14 protein-coding genes are annotated in these 18003 nt (G+C 70.3%); 5 read left to right on the forward strand and 9 right to left on the reverse strand.

Translation table 11 applies throughout. From position 1 onward, the window contains the following. Positions 1–320: 320 nt before the first annotated feature. From AB0924_RS17415 to thyX, 3 genes are all read right to left on the reverse strand, one after another. Complete coding sequence (locus tag AB0924_RS17415) at positions 321–2006, reverse strand: ribonuclease J (protein ID WP_358935879.1); 1686 nt, start codon at positions 2004–2006, stop codon at positions 321–323. Positions 2007–2161: 155 nt separating this feature from the next. Continuing rightward, positions 2162–3061 carry a 4-hydroxy-tetrahydrodipicolinate synthase gene (gene dapA / locus AB0924_RS17420; protein ID WP_358935877.1) on the reverse strand — a complete coding sequence of 300 codons (900 nt, stop codon included), beginning with the start codon at positions 3059–3061 and terminating at the stop codon, positions 2162–2164. Positions 3062–3272: 211 nt separating this feature from the next. Beyond that, a complete protein-coding gene (gene thyX, locus AB0924_RS17425) occupies positions 3273–4016 on the reverse strand; it encodes an FAD-dependent thymidylate synthase (RefSeq protein ID WP_358935875.1) in 744 nt (247 codons plus the stop codon). Positions 4017–4174: 158 nt separating this feature from the next. Between thyX and AB0924_RS17430 the strand changes: the two genes are divergently transcribed. Together AB0924_RS17430 and AB0924_RS17435 are read left to right on the forward strand one after the other, a co-directional pair. Further along, positions 4175–4423 carry a hypothetical protein gene (locus AB0924_RS17430; protein ID WP_358935873.1) on the forward strand — a complete coding sequence of 83 codons (249 nt, stop codon included), beginning with the start codon at positions 4175–4177 and terminating at the stop codon, positions 4421–4423. Positions 4424–4513: 90 nt separating this feature from the next. After that, a complete protein-coding gene (locus tag AB0924_RS17435) occupies positions 4514–5068 on the forward strand; it encodes a hypothetical protein (protein ID WP_358935871.1) in 555 nt (184 codons plus the stop codon). An 86-nt stretch (positions 5069–5154) separates the two neighbouring features. Here AB0924_RS17435 and AB0924_RS17440 read toward each other — a convergent pair whose 3' ends face one another. From AB0924_RS17440 to rpsO, 5 genes are all read right to left on the reverse strand, one after another. Continuing rightward, positions 5155–5607 carry a hypothetical protein gene (locus tag AB0924_RS17440; protein WP_358935869.1) on the reverse strand — a complete coding sequence of 151 codons (453 nt, stop codon included), beginning with the start codon at positions 5605–5607 and terminating at the stop codon, positions 5155–5157. 13 nt (positions 5608–5620) lie between these two features. After that, the gene (gene dapB / locus AB0924_RS17445) at positions 5621–6373 is read right to left on the reverse strand and encodes a 4-hydroxy-tetrahydrodipicolinate reductase (RefSeq protein WP_358935867.1); all 753 of its coding nucleotides are present in this window, start codon (positions 6371–6373) and stop codon (positions 5621–5623) included. A 24-nt stretch (positions 6374–6397) separates the two neighbouring features. Further along, on the reverse strand, positions 6398–7777 hold the full coding sequence (locus AB0924_RS17450; RefSeq protein WP_358935865.1) for a pitrilysin family protein: 1380 nt from the start codon (positions 7775–7777) through the stop codon (positions 6398–6400). Beyond that, on the reverse strand, positions 7774–9993 hold the full coding sequence (locus tag AB0924_RS17455) for a polyribonucleotide nucleotidyltransferase (RefSeq protein ID WP_366911856.1): 2220 nt from the start codon (positions 9991–9993) through the stop codon (positions 7774–7776). Before AB0924_RS17455 ends, AB0924_RS17450 begins: the two co-directional genes overlap by 4 nt. A gap of 324 nt (positions 9994–10317) precedes the next feature. Then, complete coding sequence (gene rpsO, locus AB0924_RS17460) at positions 10318–10605, reverse strand: 30S ribosomal protein S15 (protein WP_005479656.1); 288 nt, start codon at positions 10603–10605, stop codon at positions 10318–10320. Between the two features lie 280 nt (positions 10606–10885). On the opposite strand from rpsO, the gene AB0924_RS17465 reads away from it, so the two are divergent. After that, positions 10886–11179 (forward strand): DUF397 domain-containing protein, encoded by a 294-nt coding sequence (locus AB0924_RS17465; protein ID WP_358935860.1) that lies wholly within the window; start codon positions 10886–10888, stop codon positions 11177–11179. Positions 11180–11248: 69 nt separating this feature from the next. Here AB0924_RS17465 and eccD read toward each other — a convergent pair whose 3' ends face one another. Then, on the reverse strand, positions 11249–12757 hold the full coding sequence (gene eccD, locus AB0924_RS17470) for a type VII secretion integral membrane protein EccD (protein WP_366911924.1): 1509 nt from the start codon (positions 12755–12757) through the stop codon (positions 11249–11251). 336 nt (positions 12758–13093) lie between these two features. Here eccD and eccCa point away from each other — a divergent pair, with 336 nt between their 5' ends. Next, positions 13094–17065: a type VII secretion protein EccCa gene (eccCa, locus tag AB0924_RS17475; protein WP_366911857.1), complete on the forward strand. Its 3972-nt coding sequence runs from the start codon at positions 13094–13096 to the stop codon at positions 17063–17065. Between the two features lie 51 nt (positions 17066–17116). Next, positions 17117–18001: a serine/threonine protein kinase gene (locus AB0924_RS17480; RefSeq protein ID WP_358935856.1), complete on the forward strand. Its 885-nt coding sequence runs from the start codon at positions 17117–17119 to the stop codon at positions 17999–18001. The last annotated feature ends 2 nt before the right edge of the window (positions 18002–18003 follow it).

Below are 18003 nucleotides of genomic sequence, written 5' to 3' on the forward strand. Positions count from 1 at the left end.
GGAACGGTCGCTTCCTTTGTACTCACCCTCTCGGGCTTTCCTCCGGGCGCTTCCCTTCGGTCTTGCGTTTCCGACTCTATCAGATCTTTTCTCGACCCGATTTCCTCGGTGCTTTCCAGGTTCCCGCTCTCGCGTTTCCCTTTCCGGCGGTTCCGACTTTATCAGAAGTTCTGAGCCGGATTTCCCACCCGATCCGTGGCAACCGTCAGCCAGCGCATGAAGCACTGGGGGTTCCCCTCGGGCGGAGCCGTAAACGTACTGGAGCGGGGCGCCCCGATGCAAATCGAGGCGCCCCGCTCCGAGTTCACGCAGCCGGCGTGTCAGACCTCCACGACGACCGGGAGGATCATCGGCCTGCGGCGATAGGTGTCCGAGACCCACTTGCCCAGGGTCCGGCGGATCAGTTGCTGCAGCTGGTGCGGCTCCACGACGCCGTCCTGGGCGGAGCGCTCCAGTGCCTCGTTGATCTTCGGGACGACGCCCGTGAAGGCCGAGTCCTCGATACCGGAACCACGGGCCTGGATGTGCGGGCCGCCCGTGATCTTGCCGGTGGACGAGTCCACCACCACGAAGACCGAGATGATGCCCTCGTCACCGAGGATCTTGCGGTCCTTCAGGGCCGGCTCGCCCACGTCGCCGACGGAGAGGCCGTCGACGTACACGTACCCCGCCTGCACCTTGCCGGAGATCCTGGCCTTGCCCTCGACGAGGTCGACGACGACGCCGTCCTCGGCGATGACGATCCGGTCGTGCGGGACGCCGGTCAGCGCGCCCAGCTCGGCGTTGGCGCGCAAGTGGCGCCACTCGCCGTGGACCGGCATCAGGTTCTTCGGGCGGCAGATGTTGTAGAAGTACAGCAGCTCGCCCGCGGACGCGTGGCCCGAGACGTGCACCTTGGCGTTGCCCTTGTGCACGACATTGGCGCCCCAGCGGGTCAGACCGTTGATCACGCGGTAGACCGCGTTCTCGTTGCCCGGGATGAGGGACGACGCCAGGATCACCGTGTCGCCCGGGACGATCCGGATCTGGTGGTCGCGGTTGGCCATCCGGGACAGGGCGGCCATCGGCTCGCCCTGGGAGCCCGTGCACACCAGGACCACCTCGTGGTCCGGGAGGTCGTCGAGGGTCTTGACGTCCACAACCAGGCCCGGCGGGACCTTGAGGTAACCGAGGTCCCGGGCGATGCCCATGTTGCGGACCATCGAGCGGCCGACGAAGGCGACCCGGCGGCCGTACTCGTGCGCCGCGTCCAGGATCTGCTGGATCCGGTGGACGTGGCTGGCGAAGCTCGCCACGATGATCCGCTTGCGGGCACCGGCGAAGACCTGACGCAGGACGTTGGAGATGTCACGCTCGGGCGGGACGAAGCCCGGGACCTCGGCGTTCGTCGAGTCGGCGAGGAGCAGATCGATGCCCTCCTCGCTCAGCCGCGCGAACGCGTGCAGGTCGGTGAGGCGGTTGTCCAGCGGGAGCTGGTCCATCTTGAAGTCGCCGGTGTGCACGGCCATGCCGGCGGGGGTCCGGATGGCGACCGCCAGGGCGTCCGGGATGGAGTGGTTGACCGCGATGAACTCGCAGTCGAAGGGGCCGATGCGCTCACGGTTCCCCTCCGCCACCTCGAGGGTGTACGGGCGGATCCGGTGCTCCTGGAGCTTGGCCTCGATGAGCGCGAGGGTCAGCTTGGAGCCGATCAGCGGGATGTCCGGCTTCTCGCGGAGCAGGAAGGGGACGCCGCCGATGTGGTCCTCGTGGCCGTGGGTGAGGACGATGCCCTCGATGTCGTCGAGGCGGTCCCGGACGGACGAGAAGTCCGGCAGGATCAGGTCGATTCCGGGCTGCTCCTCCTCGGGGAAGAGCACTCCGCAGTCGACGATCAGCAGGCGGCCGCCGTATTCGAAGACCGTCATGTTCCGGCCGATCTCACCGAGACCGCCGAGCGGGGTGACGCGCAGGCCGCCCTCGGGGAGCGACGGGGGCGGTCCGAGTTCAGGATGCGGATGACTCAAAAGACTCTCCTCACCACGCGCGCCACGTACCGGTCGGGCACGTGGCGCGCATGACGTTCGTGCATAAGCAGTTGTCGTTGTGGGATGCGGGCACCGGTGGCCCGCTGTTCGGTTGTCGATTCAGTTGTGAAGTTCGGGTGGTGCCAAGTCTGTTGTCAGAGCTGTACCCCGCCGGCGGCAAGATCGATCTTGAGCTGGGCGATCTCCTCGGGTGAGCACTCGACCATGGGTGCGCGCAGGGGTCCTGCGGGCAGCCCCTGGAGAGCGAGCGCGGCCTTGGCGGTCATGACACCCTGGGTACGGAACATGCCGGTGTACACCGGGAGCAGCTTCTGGTGGATCTCCGTGGCCTTGACGACGTCGCCCGAGGTGTACGCGTCGACGAGGGCGCGCAGGTCGGGGGTGACGACGTGGCCGACGACGGAGACGAAGCCGACCGCGCCCACGGAGAGCAGCGGCAGGTTCAGCATGTCGTCACCGGAGTACCAGGCGAGGCCGGACTGCGCGATGGCCCAGCCCGCGCGGCCGAGGTCGCCCTTGGCGTCCTTGTTGGCGACGATCCGCGGGTGCTCGGCCAGGCGGACCAGGGTCTCGGTGTTGATCGGGACCCCGCTGCGGCCGGGGATGTCGTAAAGCATGACCGGCAGTCCGGTGGCGTCCGCGATGGTCGTGAAGTGCCGGTACAGGCCCTCCTGAGGGGGCTTGTTGTAGTACGGCGTCACGACCAGCAGGCCGTGCGCGCCGGCGCGCTCCGCCTCGCGGGCCAGTTCGATGCTGTGGCGGGTGTCGTTGGTGCCGACTCCGGCCACGACGTGGGCGCGGTCGCCGACCGCTTCCACGACGGCTCGTACGAGATCCGATTTCTCCGCGTCACTGGTGGTGGGGGACTCGCCGGTGGTGCCGTTGATGATCAGGCCGTCGTTGCCTGCGTCCACCAGGTGGGTAGCGAGCCGCTGCGCGCCGTCGAGGTCGAGTGCGCCGTCCGCCGTGAAGGGCGTGACCATGGCGGTGAGGACCCGCCCGAAGGGGGTCTGCGGAGTCGAGGTCGGAGCCATGGGTAACACGCTACTCGGTGCTCCAGGCATGGTCTGCCCTTGGGGTGCCAGGTAAGTCAGGACAAATAAGGAGCCCGGCACTGCCTGCTCGGGGGTTCAAGCAGTGCCGGGTCCGTTCGATCAGGCTAGATGAACTTCTCGGAATGCCGCAATACGGACACTTCGCCCGGCTGATCCGTACATCCGTTCCGCGTGGGGGAACAGGGCTTCGTTACGGAGCCACACGCCCGTTCGCGTTGAAGGCTGCATAGGTGAGCGGCATGAGCTTGGCCCACTCCGCCTCCATCTGCTCGCCGACCATCTCGATCTCCCGCTGCGGGAAGGACGGCACCTTGGCCAGCTCGTGCTGGGTACGCAGACCGAGGAAGTGCATCAGGGAGCGGGCGTTGCAGGTGGCGTACATCGAGGAGAACAGGCCGACGGGGAGGGCGGCGCGGGCCACCTCGCGGGCGACGCCCTCGGCGAGGAGCTTCTGGTAGGCCGCGTACGCCTGCTCGTAGGACTCCTCGAGGGTGCCGCGCACGGCCTCCTGCTGGGCCTGCGTGCCCTCGACGAAGACGTACCTGCCCGGGCGGCCCTCCTGGACCAGCTTGCGGTCCGCACCGGGGACGTAGAAGACCGGCTGGAGCTCGCGGTAGCGGCCGGACTCCTCGTTGTAGGACCAGCCGACCCGGTGCCGCATGAACTCGCGGAAGACGAAGATCGGGGCGCTGATGAAGAAGGTCATCGAGTTGTGCTCGAACGGGCTGCCGTGCCGGTCGCGCATCAGGTAGTTGATCAGGCCCTTGGAGCGCTCCGGATCCTTGTTCAGCTCGTCCAGCGACTGCTCACCGGCGGTGGAGACGCGGGCGGCGAAGAGGACGTCGGCGTCCGACGCGCTGGACTTCACCAGCTCGACGGTGACATCGCTGCGGAAAGTGAGCGACTCGGGGGTGGTCACGGGGGTCCTTCCCATCACTTCTTGAGGTTCGGGCCCACTGTACGGGGCACCCCTGACAGTCCCGAACAGTGACCTTGCCACTCATTTTTTCGGACATGGGCACCTTTTGTGTCACTCGAGCGTCTGTATCGGCGAGGCCTGATCGTTCGATCCCGAAAGGAGCTGAACCCGCGATGTTCCGACGGCGTGAGCCCGTACCCTTCGCCTTCCTGGCCGAGGCGGACAGGTTCCGCAGTAATGTCACTCCCCCGCCCCGTGAGCGGGCGTCGTTCGGCGAGCTGGCCGGACGCTGGCTGCTCGGCCTGACCCTCGTCGCCGGGCTCGTCGGGGCCCTGATCCTCGGGATGCCGGCGCTGTCCACACCGTCCGGTACGCCGGCTCAGCAGTCCCAGGCCTCGCAGGGGCATTCCCAGGGGCACTGACCCTTCCGGCCGCTCAAGGGTGGTGGGCAGGAATCCGGCCGGATAATCTCACCGGGCACAGCCCCAGCGAGGATCGAGTGAGGACCAGCCGTGCCCCTGCCCTTCCTGACGGCCGACCGCTCCTTCGACGCGGCTTCCGAGAGCCCGCTGCCGTACGACGACCGGGACCGCTGGCGGCGGCCCTACCGGCCCGGGCCGTGGCGGGTCGGCGGTGCCGCCCTGGGACTGCTGCTCTCCTCGTTCGTGCTGTTCGGGGCGGTCCTCATCACCCTGACCGACTCGGTGTCCGCCGCGGGCCTGGTCCTCACCCTGGCGGTGGCCGTCATCGCCTCCGCGCTGCGCGTGCTGCGCATGGGCGTGTGGGTGAGCGCGCGCGGACTGCGCCAGGTGGGCTTCCTGGTGACGCGTACGGTGCCCTGGCAGCGGGTGATCGCGGTACGGACGGCCCAGCAGCCGGTGCGCTGGCTGGGGCTGCCGCGCACCGTGCAGGGGCAGGCGCTGACGCTCGTACGCAAGGACCGGGCCGTCGAGGACACTCCGCCGCTGCTCACCACGCACTCCCTGGACTTCCTGCGCCGGCCCGCGGCCTTCGACCGGGCGGCGGACACGGTGGAGGCGTGGGCCGCGGAGTACGGGCGCGGCTGACCGGTCCCGAACCACGAGGAAGGGGCCGGACCGCGTGTACCGCGGTCCGGCCCCTTCCTCGTACCGGCTGGGCTGCCCGGGCCGGCTCAGACCTGCACGGGCCTTCCGTCGTGCAGGGCGATGGCCCGCTGCATCGCCTTGCGGGCGCGCGGGGTGTCGCGGGCGTCGTGGTAGGCGACGGCGAGCCGGAACCAGCTGCGCCAGTCGTCCGGGGCCGCCTCCGTCTCGGCCTTGCGCCGGGCGAACACCTCGTCCGCCGAGTCGCGGTCGACGCGGCCGCTCGGAGTGCGCCTCAGCTCGTCGACGGGCAGGCCGCCCTCCGCCTCGAGTTCCGCGGCGAGCTGGTTGGCCCGGCGGACGAACTGGGTGTTCTTCCACAGGAACCACAGGCCGATGACCGGCAGGACGAGTACCGCCACACCGAAGGTGACGGTCAGGAGTGTGCCGGTCTGGATGAGCATCACGCCGCGGCTGCCGACCAGGACGAAGTAGAAGACCAGGACGGCGGCCGTGACGAGGTAGGTGATCTTCGCGCGCATGACGTGTTCGGGCTCAGCTCAGGTCGAGGAAGTTTTCCAGGCCGAAGGTGAGGCCCGGAGTGGACACCACGCGGCGGGTGCCGAGCAGGATGCCCGGCATGAAGCTGCTGTGGTGCAGGGAGTCGTGGCGGATGGTGAGGGTCTCGCCCTCGGCGCCGAGCAGCACCTCCTGGTGGGCGAGCAGGCCGCGCAGCCGGACTGAGTGCACGGGGACGCCGTCCACGTCGGCCCCGCGGGCGCCGTCCAGGGCGGTCACGGTGGCGTCCGGCGCCGGGGCCGTACCCGCCCGGCGGCGGGCCTCGGCGATGAGCTGGGCCGTGCGGGTGGCGGTCCCGGAGGGGGCGTCCACCTTGTTCGGGTGGTGCAGCTCGACGACCTCGACCGACTCGAAGTACGGGGCGGCGATCTGCGCGAACTTCATGGTGAGCACGGCGCCGATGGAGAAGTTCGGCGCGATGAGCACGCCGGTCCGCGGGGACTGGGCGAGCCAGCCCGTCAGCTGCGCGAGGCGGTCCTCGGTCCAGCCCGTCGTACCGACGACCGCGTGGATGCCGTGGCGCACGCAGAAGTCGAGGTTGCCCATGACGGAGGCGGGGGTGGTGAGCTCGACAGCGACCTGGGCGCCGGTCTCAGCCAGGGTCTCCAGCTTGTCGCCCCGGCCGAGGGCGGCGACCAGCTCCATGTCGTCGGCAGCCTCGACCGCCCTTACCGCCTCGGACCCGATCCGGCCCTTGGCGCCGATTACCGCCACGCGCAGCTTGCTCATCTGTTGCTTCCTTACCGGAGGTGATTAGGCGACGGCGTCGTGCAGCCGTGCGGCCTGCTTGTCCTTCAGCGGGCCGATGACCGACAGCGACGGGCGTTGGCCCAGGATGTCCCGGGCGACCGACCGGACCTCGTCCGGGGTGACCGCGGCTATCTTCGCCAGCATGTCGTCGACGGACATCTGCTCGCCCCAGCACAGCTCGCTCTTGCCGATGCGGTTCATCAGCGCGCCGGTGTCCTCCAGGCCCAGGACGGTCGAGCCCCGGAGCTGGCCGATGGCCCGGCCGATCTCGTCGTCGGAGAGGCCGTTCTGGGCGACCTGGTCGAGCTCGTCCCGGCAGATCCGCAGCACGTCGTGCACCTGACTCGGCCGGCAGCCGGCATACACGCCGAACAGGCCGCAGTCGGCGAATCCCGAGGTGTAGGAGTACACGCTGTAGGCGAGCCCGCGCTTCTCCCGGACCTCCTGGAAGAGGCGGGAGGACATGCCGCCACCGAGGGCGGTGTTCAGCACGCCCATCGCCCAGCGTCGGTCGTCGGCGCGGGCGAGACCCGGCATGCCGAGGACGACGTGGGCCTGCTCGGTCTTGCGGGCGAGCAGTTCCACCTTGCCGGTCGTGCGGATCGCGCGGCGGCCGTCGCGCGGGGCGATGGGCTGCGCGGCGAGGTCCTTGAAGGCGTCCGCCTTCTCGAAGGCGGCTCGGACCTGCCGTACGACCTTGTTGTGGTCGATGTTGCCGGCGCAGGCGACCACGAGGTGGGTCGGGTCGTAGTGCTTGCGGTAGAAGCGGCGGATGCGGTCGGCGGTGAGGGCGTTGACCGTGTCGACGGTGCCGAGGACCGGGCGGCCGAGGGCGCTGTCACCGAACATGGTGTGCGCGAACAGGTCGTGCACACAGTCGCCCGGATCGTCCTCGGTCATCGCGATCTCTTCGAGGATGGCGCCGCGCTCGACGTTGACGTCCTCCTCGAGGATCTGCGAGCCGGTCAGCATGTCGCAGACGACGTCGATGGCGAGCGGCAGGTCGGTGTCGAGCACGCGCGCGTAGTAGCACGTGTACTCCTTGGCCGTGAACGCGTTCATCTCGCCGCCGACGGCGTCGATGGCGGCGGAGATGTCCAGCGCGCTGCGCTCGGCGGTGCCCTTGAAGAGCAGGTGCTCCAGGTAGTGCGTGGCGCCGTTCAGCGAGGGGGTCTCGTCGCGGGAGCCCACGTGCGCCCAGATGCCGAAGGTGGCCGAGCGCACGGAGGGCAGGGTCTCGGTGACGATGCGCAGGCCGCCGGGGAGGGTGGTCTTGCGGACCCTGCCGATGCCGCCGGTGCCCTTGATGAGGGTTTGGGTACGGGCGACGGCCCGCGCCTCCGAAGAGGTGCGGGCCGTCGCCTTGGAGCCACGGGACGTCACTGGTCGGCGTCGTCCTTCTTCGTTTCGTCGCCGTCCTCGCCCTCGACCACCGGAACGAGGGACAGCTTGCCGCGGGAGTCGATCTCGGCGATCTCGACCTGGACCTTCTGGCCCACACCGAGGACGTCCTCGACGTTCTCCACGCGCTTGCCGCCGGCGAGCTTGCGGATCTGCGAGATGTGCAGCAGACCGTCCTTGCCCGGGAGCAGCGACACGAACGCGCCGAAGGTCGTCGTCTTCACGACGGTGCCCAGGTAGCGCTCGCCGACCTCCGGCATGGTCGGGTTGGCGATGCCGTTGATCGTGGCGCGGGCGGCCTCGGCGGCCGGGCCGTCGGCGGCACCGATGTAGATGGTGCCGTCGTCCTCGATCGTGATCTCGGCGCCGGTGTCCTCCTGGATCTGGTTGATCATCTTGCCCTTGGGGCCGATGACCTCACCGATCTTGTCCACGGGGATCTTGACGGTGATGATCCGCGGGGCGTTCGGGGACATCTCGTCCGGCGTGTCGATCGCTTCCATCATCACGTCGAGGATGTGGAGGCGGGCGTCGCGGGCCTGCTTGAGGGCCGCGGCCAGGACGGAGGCGGGGATGCCGTCCAGCTTGGTGTCGAGCTGGAGGGCGGTCACGAACTCCTTGGTGCCGGCGACCTTGAAGTCCATGTCGCCGAAGGCGTCCTCCGCACCGAGGATGTCGGTGAGGGCGACGTAGTGCGTCTGGCCGTCGATCTCCTGGGAGATCAGACCCATGGCGATACCGGCGACGGGGGCCTTGAGCGGCACACCGGCGTTCAGCAGCGACATGGTGGAGGCGCAGACCGAGCCCATGGACGTCGAGCCGTTGGAGCCGAGGGCCTCGGACACCTGACGGATCGCGTAGGGGAACTCCTCGCGGCTCGGCAGGACGGGCACGATCGCGCGCTCGGCGAGCGCGCCGTGGCCGATCTCGCGGCGCTTCGGGGAGCCGACGCGGCCCGTCTCACCGACGGAGTACGGCGGGAAGTTGTAGTTGTGCATGTAGCGCTTGCGGGTCACCGGGGAGAGGGTGTCCAGCTGCTGCTCCATGCGGAGCATGTTCAGGGTGGTGACGCCCAGGATCTGGGTCTCGCCACGCTCGAACAGCGCCGAGCCGTGCACGCGCGGGATGGCCTCGACCTCGGCGGCCAGCGTACGGATGTCGGTGACGCCACGGCCGTCGATGCGGACCTTGTCCTTGATGACGCGCTCGCGGACCAGCTTCTTGGTCAGCGCGCGGTACGCGGCGGAGATCTCCTTCTCGCGGCCCTCGAACTGCGGGAGCAGCTTCTCGGCGGCGATGTCCTTCACGCGGTCCAGCTCGGCCTCGCGGTCCTGCTTGCCGGGGATGGTGAGCGCCTGGGCGAGCTCGCTCCTGACCGCGGCGGTCAGGGCCTCGAGGACGTCGTCCTCGTAGTCCAGGAAGATCGGGAACTCGGCGGTCGGCTTGGCGGCCTTCGCGGCGAGGTCCGACTGCGCCTTGCACAGGACCTTGATGAAGGGCTTCGCGGCATCAAGGCCGGCGGCCACGACCTCCTCGGTCGGCGCCTCGGCGCCGCCCTTGACCAGCTGGATGGTCTTGTCGGTGGCCTCGGCCTCGACCATCATGATCGCGACGTCGCCGTCCTCCAGGACGCGACCGGCGACGACCATGTCGAAGACGGCGTCCTCGAGCTCGGTGTGCGTCGGGAACGCGACCCACTGGCCGTTGATCAGCGCGACGCGGACGCCGCCGACCGGGCCGGAGAAGGGCAGACCGGCCAGCTGGGTGGACGCGGAGGCGGCGTTGATCGCCACGACGTCGTACAGGTGGTCGGGGTTGAGCGCCATGATCGTGGCGACGACCTGGATCTCGTTGCGAAGGCCCTTCTTGAAGGACGGACGCAGCGGACGGTCGATGAGACGGCAGGTGAGGACGGCGTCCTCGGAGGGACGGCCCTCGCGGCGGAAGAAGCTGCCGGGGATCTTGCCCGCGGCGTACATGCGCTCCTCGACGTCCACCGTCAGGGGGAAGAAGTCGAGCTGGTCCTTGGGCTTCTTGGAAGCGCTGGTGGCCGACAGCACCATGGTGTCGTCGTCCAGGTACGCGACGGCGGAGCCGGCGGCCTGCTTGGCCAGGCGGCCCGTCTCGAAGCGGATGGTGCGGGTGCCGAAGGCGCCGTTGTCGATGACGGCCTCGGCGTAGTGGGTCTCGTTCTCCACTAGCGTTTTCTCCTCGTCTTCGTCCCTCGCGGCCCGTGTGGCCGGGGGACGTTTGTGGAGAAGCGCTCCGTCTGGTGCGGGCCGGTCTTCGATCGAAGCACCCGGGGCTCACTTCCCCCCGGGGGCCACTACCGAGGACCGGCGGCGGCGAGGTGCGCTCCTCCTCGTTCTGTTTCGTACGGGTTCTGCCGTACGTGTTCCCTGTCGCGCGTACTGCGTTGTGCTACCACACTACAAAGCAGGTGTGACACCGCGCACGTTCCGCACGTACGGCAAAGGGAGCGGCCCCCGAGTCCTTTCGGGAACCGCTCCCTTCACGGCGTCTTACTTCGCGCCCGCCGCACCGCGGCGGATGCCCAGACGGTCGACCAGCGCACGGAAGCGCTGGATGTCCTTCTTGGCCAGGTACTGCAGCAGGCGACGGCGCTGACCGACCAGGATCAGCAGACCACGGCGCGAGTGGTGGTCGTGCTTGTGGGTCTTGAGGTGCTCCGTCAGGTCGGAGATGCGACGCGAGAGCATGGCGACCTGGACCTCGGGGGAGCCGGTGTCGCCCTCCTTGGTACCGAACTCGGTGATGATCTGCTTCTTCGTAGCGGCGTCGAGCGACACGCGTACTCCTCATAGTCTGTAAGTGCCATCGAGTGCCCCCGGTCCACTTCTCGGGGGAGCTTCCACGACTCGAAAGGCGGGGATCCGCTGGGCGCGGCCTCCAGGGCGGCAGGGGGTGCCTGCGGTTGCTCCGGGGGTGCGTACACAAACGGCCGTCGACCAGGTTACCAGGCGGGCACTGCCCCCTTGTCCCCGGTTCCGGAACACCCCGGAGCGGCGGGTGGCCGCCACTAGGGTGAGCGTACTGAGCGTACGTACGTCGGGAAGGGGTCGCTTCGGGATGGCGGAGTCGGAAGCGGAGATGAAGGCACGCAAGGAGCGGGAGCGGGACGAGCTGTACGCGCTCGACATCTCGGACGCCGAGTGGCACTGCGCGCCGGGCACCGAGGAGCACGAGGAGCGGGTCGAGATCGCGTACCTGCCGGAGGGGGCGGTGGCGATGCGCTCCTCCCTCGACCCGGGCACCGTCCTGCGGTACACGGAGGCCGAGTGGCGGGCCTTCGTCCTGGGCGCCCGCGACGGCGAGTTCGACCTGAAGCCGATGCCGCACAACGGCGGTCTCGCGGCGGACTGAGCGGAGTACTGCGAAGGGCGGCACGCGCGCGCGTGCCGCCCTTTTCGGTGCCGTGGGGTCGCCGTGTCCCTAGCTGGTCATCGCGCGGGCCTGCGCGTAGACGTCGAAGACGGCCAGCGCCAGCGGGATCAGCGTGAGCAGCACGAAGCTCTCGGCGATCTCCAGGAAGCGTCCCCAGAAGGGGGTGACGCCGCGCCGCGGGGTGATCAGGGCGATCGCGGTGACCAGGGCGATGGCCGCACCGACCGCCGCGGCGAGCCAGACGCTGCGGATGTCGAGGGCGGTGGCGTCGCCCTGGAAGGCGTCGATCACGTAGTCGCGCGGCGGGTTCAGGGCGAGCCCGAGGCCGAGGAAGACGATCGCGGCGAGGCCCGCGGCCAGGGTGGCGCCGACCTGCTGGGTGTAGCGGAACAGGTGGGCCCGCATCAGCATCGCCACGCCGGTCGCGAGGGCCAGGAGCTGGGCCCAGGTGTTGCTGGAGAAGCCGAGGACGATCGACGCGCCGACGGCGACGAGGGCGCAGCCGCCGACCAGGCCGACGAGGAGTTCGTGACCGCGGCGGGCCTGGGCGGCCACCCGTTCGGCGTCCACCGGCTCCTGCGGGGCCGGCTCGCCGCTGTCGTAGCCGCCGCGGGACGGGTTGGGCGGCTCGAAGCCGATGGGCAGCCGCGCGAAGCGCATGGACAGACCCGGCAGGAAGGCCAGCGCCACGACGGACAGCGGGGCGCAGATCGCGGCCGTCTCGATGGGCCTCAGATCGGTGAGGATCGCGATGAAGCTGGTGATCAGGCCGATGGCGGAGGCGAAGAGGAACGCCACGAAGGGGCCGTCACCGCCCGGCGACACCAGGGTGAGCACCACGGAGGCGACGAGGACCGCCGCGCAGGCGAGCAGGAACTGCAGCCGGCCGATGCCCTCGCCGCCGGCGAGCGGCAGCAGCCCCGAGCCCGCCACACCGACGTTCGGCAGCGCCCCGAGTCCGAGCGCGATCGCGGAGCCCCGGTCGTCGTACACACGCGCGCGTACGCAGGCGATGCTGACGAGCAGGACACCGGTGACGCCCGCGACGATGCCCTGCAGGCTGTTCATGTCGTGCCGGATCTGCGAGCTCCAGGCCACGAACGCGAGCAGTACGGGCAGGATGCCGGCCGCTACCAGTCCGGCGGCACGGGTGAGGTCGCCGCTCCACAGGGTGCGGTCGCGGGTGACGGCGGAGGCAACCGCCTCGGAGACGTCGTCGAGGACGGCGGGCGGCAGCGACTCGGCGAACGGGCGCAGGGTGAGCAGTTCGCCGTCGAGGATGCGCTGGGCGGTGAAGGAGCGGGCGCCGTCGAGGACGGTGCCGTCCCGCCGTACGAGGTGATAGCCGACCGGCGCGCCCTCGGCGGGGCTCTGCTGGGAGAGGCGCAGGATCTCCGGGTACAGGTCGGCGACCGGTACGTCGTCGGGCAGGGCCACGTCGATACGGCTGTCGGGTGCCACGATGGTGACCCGGCAGAAGCCGAATCCCATGCCCGCCCCGGAAGGGGCTCCGATGCCCGGTCCACCGGTCGCGCCGGCCGGCGCGGAGGCCGTCATGCTCACCTGCTGTTCCCCCTCGTCGGTGGGGCGGGCCCGCGGTGCCGCCGCGCACCCTTCCGCCCGTAAAGATCCTGTGTAGGTTGAGCCGCGCCTTCCGTTCCGTCGGCCGACCGCGGGGTCGCATCCGGGGTTCGCGGGGTGGCGCTCGCCTCGAACCGTTGCGGATTGCCCGGGTTTTCCCGGAACGATTCGCAACTGCTCACGCGTCTCACCCGGCACCCTACCGCCCGCCGTTGTCCGTGGTTGTCAGTAGGATCGCGCTTCGCGGTCGACGTTCGCCTGACACGGGGCGGCGGACGAAAAATCTCGGTCCGGCAAGGGAATTGGTGCGTAGTGAGCCACATCGTCGTCAAGCGCCCGCCACGGGCACTGCCGAAGGAAGTGCCCACGGACGAGGTCGTACTGCAGGCACCGCCGGAGCTTCCGCGCGGCCAGCAGGAGGGCGCGCTGATGCAGCTCCTGCCCATGCTCGGCATGGGCGGGTCCGTGGTGTTCTTCTTCAACCCCCAAGCCCAGCCGTTCATGAAGATCATGGGCCTGGTGATGGTGGCGTCGACGATCGGCATGGGCATCTCGATGCTCGTCCGCTACCGGCGCGGCAGCCAGGGGCAGATGGCCGACATGCGCCGCGACTACCTCCGTTACCTGTCGCAGACCCGGCGCGAGGCCCTGGGCACGGCGAAGGCGCAGCGCGACGCCCAGTTCTACCTGCACCCTTCACCCGAGCAACTGTGGGCGCTGGTCGCCGAGGGCAGCCGGGTGTGGGAACGGCGCACCGGTGACGAGGACTTCGGGCAGGTGCGGGTCGGTCTGGGCGCGCAGGCCCTGGCAACTCCCTTGATTCCGCCGCAGACCGCCCCGGTCGACGAGCTGGAGCCGCTGACCGCGGGTGCCATGCAGCGCTTCCTGGCCACGCACAGCGCCCTCGACGACCTGCCGATGGCGGTGTCGCTGCGGGCCTTCTACCACGTGACGCTCAGCGGCGAGCCGGGCACCGTGCGCGGCACCGCCCGTGCCGTCGCCGGCTCCCTCGCCTCCCTGCACTCCCCCGAGGACCTGGTCATCGCCGTCGTCACCGGCCGGGAGTCGGCGCCCGAGTGGGAGTGGGCCAAGTGGCTGCCGCACGCGCAGGCCCCGGGCCTCGCCGACGGCGCCGGCAGCATGCGCCTGATCACCACCAGCCCGGTGGAGCTGGAGGACCGGCTCACCTCCCGTCTCCAGGGCCGCCCCCGTTTCCACCCGGGCGCGCCGCCGATCGCCGAGCAGCCGCACGTGGTGGTCGTGCTCGACGGCGTCTCGCTGCCGCCCACGTCGCTGCTGGCCAGCCCCGAGGGCCTGCAGGGCGTGACGGTCCTGGAGGTCGTGCCCGGCGACCTCACCATCGGCCGCGGCGACCTCTCCGTCGTCGTGCATCCCCAGGAGCTGCGCCTGGAGTCGGCGCACGGCATGGTCTACGAGGGAACGCCGGACGTCCTGTCGTACGAGGCCGCCGAGGCCCTGGCCCGCCAACTGGCGCCGCTGCGGATGGGTTCGGGCGGGGACGACGACGAACCGCTGCTCGCCAACCTCGAGTTCACGGACCTGCTGAACCTCGGCGACGCGGCCTCGGTCGACACCAAGCGGACCTGGCGGCCGCGCTCGCAGTCGGAGCGGCTGCGCGTGCCGATCGGCCTCGGCGAGGACGGCCGGCCCGTGATGCTGGACCTCAAGGAGGCCGCCCAGGAGGGCATGGGCCCGCACGGCCTGTGCGTCGGCGCGACCGGTTCCGGCAAGTCGGAGCTGCTGCGCACCCTGGTGCTCGGCCTCGCCGTGACCCACTCCTCCGAAACGCTGAACTTCGTCCTCGCCGACTTCAAGGGTGGTGCCACGTTCGCGGGCATGGCCCAGATGCCGCACGTGGCGGCCGTGATCACCAACCTCGCGGACGACCTGACCCTCGTCGACCGCATGGGTGACTCGATCCGCGGTGAGCTCAACCGCCGTCAGGAGATGCTCCGCGACGCGGGCAACTACGCGAACATCCACGACTACGAGAAGGCACGCGCGGCGGGCGCCCCGCTGCAGCCGATCCCGTCCCTCGTCCTGGTGATCGACGAGTTCAGCGAACTGCTCACCGCCAAGCCCGACTTCATCGAGATGTTCGTGCAGATCGGCCGTATCGGCCGTTCGCTGGGCGTGCACCTGCTGCTCGCCTCGCAGCGTCTGGAGGAGGGCCGCCTGCGCGGCCTGGAGACCTACCTCTCCTACCGCATCGGTCTGCGGACGTTCTCGGCGGCCGAGTCACGCGCGGCGCTGGGCGTGCCGGACGCCTACGAGCTGCCGAACGTGCCGGGTTCCGGTTTCCTGAAGTTCGGCACCGACGAGATGGTGCGCTTCAAGGCGGCGTACGTCTCCGGCGTGTACCGCACGAGCTCGCAGGCGGCGGCCGCGCTGGGCGGCCCGCTGCCCGTCGACCGCCGGCCGGTGCTGTTCACGGCGGCCGAGGTCCCGGTGCGGTACGCGCCGGTCCCGCGGCAGCGCCAGGAGACGCCCGAGAAGCAGCAGGACGACGCGCTCGCCGACACCGTGCTCGACGTGATCGTGCGGCGCCTGGAGGCGCAGGGGCCCAGCGCCCACCAGGTGTGGCTGCCCCCGCTGGACAGCCCGCCGTCGCTGGACGCGCTGCTACCCGGGCTCGCCCCGGTGCCCGGCCGCGGCATGACCCAGCCGGGCTACGAGGGCGCGGGCCGACTGGTCATCCCGGTCGGCCTCGTCGACAAGCCGTACGAGCAGCGGCGCGACCCGCTGTGGACCGACTTCGGCGGCGCGGCCGGCCACATGCAGATCATCGGCGGCCCGCAGTCCGGCAAGTCGACGCTGCTGCGCTCGATCATCGCCTCGTTCGCGCTCACCCACACCCCCCAGGAAGTGCAGATCTACGGCCTGGACTTCGGCGGTGGCGGCATGGCCGCGGTGGCCGGCCTGCCGCACGTGGGCGGCGTCGCCTCCCGGCTGGACCCCGAGAAGGTCCGGCGTACCGCGGCCGAGGTGTACGGCGTCATGACCCGCCGCGAGGAGTACTTCCGCTCCTCGGGGATCTCCTCCATCGCGGAGTTCCGCTCCCGCCGCGCGCGCGGTGACATCTCGGTGACCGACCAGCCCTGGGGCGACGTCTTCCTGGTCATCGACGGCTGGGGCAACTTCCGCACGGACTACGAGGCGCTGGAGCCGCTGGTACTGGACATCGCCGCACGCGGTCTGGGCTACGGCATCCACCTCGTCCTCACCGCCTCGCGCTCGATGGAGGTCCGCGCGAACCTCAAGGACCACCTGATGAACCGCCTGGAGCTGCGGCTCGGCGACCCGATGGACTCCGAGTTCGACCGCAAGGTCGCGGCCAACGTCCCCACCGGTGTGCCGGGGCGCGGCCAGACCCCGCAGAAGCAGCACTTCATGGCGGCCGTCCCGCGGATCGACGGCCTCTCCTCCGACACGGACCTCGCGGAGGCGACGAACGCCCTCGCCGCCGAGGTCAGCCGCCACTGGCAGGAGCCGGGCGCGCCGGAGGTGCGTCTGCTGCCCCGCGAGTTCCCCGCGGCGCAGCTGCCGCCGGGCGACCGTTTCCCGCAGCGCGGCATCTCCTTCGCGCTCGACGAGGACAACCTCGAGCCGGTGTTCGTCGACTTCGAACAGGACCCGTTCTTCCTGGTGTTCGGCGAGAGCGAGTCCGGCAAGTCGAACCTGCTGAAGCTGCTGATCAAGCGCCTCACCGAGCGCTACGACGGCAACAGCTGCAAGCTGTTCGTCGTCGACAACCGCCGCTCGCTGCTCGGTGTGACGCCGCCGTCCCACCTGGCGGAGTACATCCCCATGTCGAACCAGATGCAGCACCACATGGACGCGCTGGCCGACCTGATGCAGCGCCGCACCCCGACGGCCGACGTGACCCCGGAGCAGCTGCGCAACCGCAGCTGGTGGCGGGGCCCCACGGTGTACGTCGTCATCGACGACTACGACCTCGTGTCCACGTCGAGCGGCAACCCGCTGGCCGGCCTGACGGAACTGCTCCCGTTCGCCCGCGACGTCGGTGTCCGCTTCATCATCGCCCGCTCCACGGCGGGCGCGGGCCGCGCCGGCTACGAGTCCTTCATGCAGCGCATCAAGGAACTCGGCGCCCAGGGCGTCGTCCTCGCGGGCGACCCCGCCGAGGGCGACCTGCTGGGCGGCGTACGGCCCCGCCCGATGCCGGCGGGCCGGGGCGTCTTCGTGTCACGGAAGCGGGGGAAGCCGATGGTGCAGGTGGGGCAGGTTCGCGATGACGACTGAGCGGGGTGTCGAGGGTCGTGGTGCGACGGCCCGGTCCGGTACCAGGTGACCGTGTCGGCCGCACGCCCGCGGTTCCCTTCGCGTATCGGCCCGTACACCGTCCTGACGGCTCTCGACGGTGACGCGACGAGCACCGTCGCCGAGCGCCGCTGCATCGCCCGGAGCGGCGACGGAGAGCGTACGGTCGTCCTGTCGCTGCCGCCCAGCGGTGCGGACCACGCGCGGTGGGCCGCCGAGGCCTTGACCGCCCGGGACCTCGCGCTGCCCGGACTCGTGCGGATCACCGAACTCGGCACGTCTTTAGATCTTCCTTGGTACGGCGTCGAGTACCGCCCGCTGCTCGCACTGCCGGCGATCCTCGGTGCATACGGCGGCCCCCTGCCCGAACACGCGGTGCGGGCGCTCGGCGCGTCGCTCGCCTCGTCGCTCGCCGTGGCTCACGCCCAGGGCGTGGCGCACGGGGGGCTTTCTCCGGAGGCCGTGCTGCTCTGCACCGAGGGACCGCGCATCGGCTGCTTCGGGGCGGCGCGGGTGGCGGCTCCTGACGGTGTGGTCCGCTCCGGCGTCCCGTGGCTCAACCTCGTCTGTCTCGCGCCGGAACAGCTGTCGGGCGGGCGCCCTCGTCCGCCGGGCGATGTACATGCCCTGGGGGCCGTCGTCGCCTACGCCGCTACAGGCCGACCCGCTCCCGAGATCGGTGATCTTCCCCGTTCTCTGCGTGATCCGGTCTCCCGCTGCCTGTCCCGTGACCCCGCACAGCGGCCACGGGCAGGCCACCTCGCCGAGGAATTGGCCGGTGCGACCACGGCAGCCCCGAGGGCCACCGTCCTGGACGTGTCGGCACCGATCCCTCTTCCCGGCAAGGTGATCGCCGCACTGGCGCGGCAGTCCGCCGCACTGCTCGCCGCGGAAATCCGTCTCGATCCCCGGAAGTGACC

It is taken from the genome of Streptomyces sp. NPDC047869 (genome assembly GCF_040704065.1).
GTDB lineage: Bacteria > Actinomycetota > Actinomycetes > Streptomycetales > Streptomycetaceae > Streptomyces.